Consider the following 3,097-nt stretch of genomic DNA (forward strand, 5'->3'; position numbering starts at 1 on the left):
GCGACCCGCTACGACAAGACCGCCGAGTCCTACCAGGCAGCTGTCACGCTCGCCTCGCTCCTGATGTGGGCGTGACATTTGAAGACAACTCCTAGAGCCGGTAGGGCTTCGAGCGGCGGCGCAGGAACCAGGCCACCGCGATGACGCCCGCGCCCACCAGCGCGCCGCCCACCCCCATGGTGAGGGGACCGTAGTCGCGGACCGCGCCGCCGAGGCCGCCCATGACCCCGCGAGAGGGCGAGGCGGTCGCGGAGATCGTCGGGGTGGACGGGGCCGAGACGATCACGGACTGGGTGCCCGCGGTGACGCCGCTGGAGCACATGACCACGACGGTGTACGTGCCCGGGGAGACACCGGACCAGGCGGCGGACTGGCTCGCGGTCGTCCCGGACAGCGCCACCTGACGCCCCTGGGCGAAGCTCGCCTGGCTGCTGTTGAGCAGCGCGGCCGTGCCCCAGCTCCCGTTGAGCTGGGTGCAGGCGCTGGTCACCACCGAGGCCGTGGAGCCGGTCGTACTGACGGAGATGCCCGAGACCCGGGCGGCGGCCGGCCCGGAGGCCAGGGCGAGGGGGAGCGCGGCGGCGGCTGCCACGGTCAGTCCTGAGCGGGCGAGAAGGCGGGAAGTGCGCATCCGATGTCCTCCGGCGGCGGCACGGTTGGCGGTACATCCCTTGCGCCGCCGAGGGTCGGGTACGCCCGTGCTGCCTCAGAGGCAGCCAACGTGCCCCGGGCCCGCCCCGCATCCGGACGGCCCCCGGGCAGGTGACGGATTCCTTCGGACGGCCCATGCGCCGAGCGGTCAGCGGGACTCGCCCGTCGGCACGGTCCGCTCCGTCGAGAACGCGCCCCATGCGCCGTCCGGCAGCCGGGCCCGCAGCCGTACCCGGTGACCGACCCCCGCCTCCCGGCCCGCGCAGAAGCTGTACGTGGCCTTCCCGCGCGGCGGGGTCCCGCCCCACACCAGCGAGGTGGCCGGCTGCCCGTCGAGCTGGATCTGGTACTCCGTCACCACACCGTCCACGCGGGACGGCGCCCAGGACAGGTCGATGGAGTACGCGCCGTCGGCGAGGCGGGTGCTCGCCCGGAAGCCGGCCGGCGCGGTGTCCACCCCCTCGTCGTCGCCCGGCGTGGTGGCGAGGCGCACGGGTGGACCGGCGGGCGAGACGTCGTCGGCCGCGTCCCGCGCCCGGACGGTGAACGCGTAGCGCGTGCCCGGCCGCAGCCCCGTGACGACCGTCGCCGTCTGGGCCCCGCCGACACTGTGGATCTTCGTGCCGCCCTGGCAGACGTCCCGGCCTTCGTGCTGCCCCGGTACACCTCGTACTCGCTGACCGCGGGGTTCGCGGCGACCGCGGTCCACATCACGTGCACACTCGTCGCGCTCCCGGCCTGCGCGGTCACCCCGTCGGAGCGCCGAGCGTCCGCCCGCACGGCGGCAATGGTCCGGACCAATATGGCGCGGCGGTGCGAGCACATCAAGAGGGCGGGAGCTTCCGTGGGGGCCGTCGTTGGCGGCCGCTTTCGGAGGTTACGTATGCTGAAGCTCCTCGCGGCTGAACTCTCCCTGAGGGGTGATGAGTTCACGCCGGTGGCGCGGACCGCTGTCGTCGCAGATCCCGCGCCGGCGGAGTGGCCGGGGGCCCGGGGCCGAGACGGCGCCCGGGCCCCCGGCCGCCCGGCCCCTGTCGCCCGCTCCCGCTGGCGGCCCGTCAGATACCGCACAGGTACGCCGTGCACCGCCGGCCGCGCGCGATCGGTCGTGCAGGTCCGGCCGTGCAGGATCGGCTGTGCACCGTACGGCCCCCTCGAAATGGCCTCGGGATGCGGTCGGCACCAGATTGTTCTGAGTGTCCGTCAATGTCCCACGAGAGGGTCCCGTATCGTGCGCGCCCAGTCGCTGACCCTGGCCGCGGCCGGCCTTGCCCTGCTGGCCCCGACCACCCCAACCGCCGCCGCGCGCCCGTCCCCGGGCGCTGCCGGAGCACCGATGCTCCGGCAGGAAGGCTCAGTCCGCGCCGCCGACCTGCTGTCCCGGGTCCGCGACTGCACTCCCGTCTCCCGCGGCCGCTACCGCACCGACGAGGGCGCGCCCGCCACGATCCCGGTGTGCGGCACCGACGAGGCGGTGTTCTGGACGGCCGACATGGACATCGACTGCGACGGCCGCCCGGGCACGCAGTGCAACAGCCGCACCGACCCGCTGTTCTCCGACACCACGGCCTACCAGCAGTCCGACGGCCGCTATCTCAGCGCCGAGACACTGCCCTACATCGTCGTGCCCGGGGTGAGCGACATCTGGAATCACCGGGACCACGGGGTGCGCGGGGGATCCGTCGCCGCCGTCGTCTACCGGGACCGGGTGCAGTACGCGGTCGTCGGCGACACGGGACCGCGCGAGATCATCGGCGAGGCGTCGTACGCGACCGCGAAGGCCCTCGGCATCCGCCCCGACCCCCGCGGCGGCGGCACGCCTTCCGGCGTCACGTACATCGTCTTCAAGGACTCTCAGGCGACCCCCATCGAGAGCCACGCGGCCGCGGTGGCCGTGGGGGAGCGGTTGGCGCGGCTGTTCGTGCGGGGAGCGGGCGTGAACGAGGGGACGCCGACGCAGCCTCAGGAACAGCCGGGGGAGGGGTCGGACAGCCTGGAGTGGGCGGCTGCGGCGCGGAGCGCGGCGGGGGCACCGCCGACCGGTGCGGCGACCGCCCAAGGGGCGGGCAGCCAGGAGGAGTTGACGGACTCGGTGGGATCGGCGGGCTCGGCGGAGCCGGAGGCCTCGGAGGACGGCAAGGCTCAGGAAGGCTCGGCCGCTTCGGGAACCCCTCAGACCCCTCAGACCCCTCAGACCCCTGAGGCCCGTGTGACCCCGAAGGTTCAGGAACATTCAGGGGAGCATGAGGGCCTGGACGCCGAGTCCGCTGACGACGGGAGCGCGTGAGCGAAGGGGGGCGGCGCGAGGGCGGTCGCCCGCTGCTGTCAGTCCTCAGTCCTCAGTCCTCAGGTCTCAGTGGACGTTAAGTCCGTTTCTCGTAGCGACCTCGTCCGGGTTGGGTGAGGAAGCCTTGTCGGACGAGGCGTCCGAGGCGGCTGCGGGTGA

The 3,097-nt window shown here is 73.7% G+C and carries 1 protein-coding gene and 2 pseudogenes; 1 reads left to right on the top strand and 2 read right to left on the bottom strand.

Translation table 11 applies throughout. The features are described from left to right. Positions 1-91: 91 nt before the first annotated feature. On the bottom strand, positions 92-631 hold the full coding sequence (locus ACIBAF_RS49165) for a hypothetical protein (RefSeq protein ID WP_399473378.1): 540 nt from the start codon (positions 629-631) through the stop codon (positions 92-94). 168 nt (positions 632-799) lie between these two features. Continuing rightward, a pseudogene (locus ACIBAF_RS49170) lies at positions 800-1,476 on the bottom strand (fibronectin type III domain-containing protein). 406 nt (positions 1,477-1,882) lie between these two features. Here ACIBAF_RS49170 and ACIBAF_RS49175 point away from each other — a divergent pair. Further along, positions 1,883-2,581 (top strand): annotated as a pseudogene (locus tag ACIBAF_RS49175) (glycoside hydrolase family 75 protein); the annotation flags it as partial. Between the last annotated feature and the right edge of the window lie 516 nt (positions 2,582-3,097).

Origin of the sequence: Streptomyces sp. NPDC051677 (assembly GCF_044453465.1) — a bacterium.
Lineage (GTDB): Bacteria > Actinomycetota > Actinomycetes > Streptomycetales > Streptomycetaceae > Streptomyces.

Bases quoted from the DNA above. Each gene is read 5' to 3' on its own strand.
- ACIBAF_RS49165 (WP_399473378.1), bottom strand. From the start codon at position 631: ATGCGCACTTCCCGCCTTCTCGCCCGCTCAGGACTGACCGTGGCAGCC.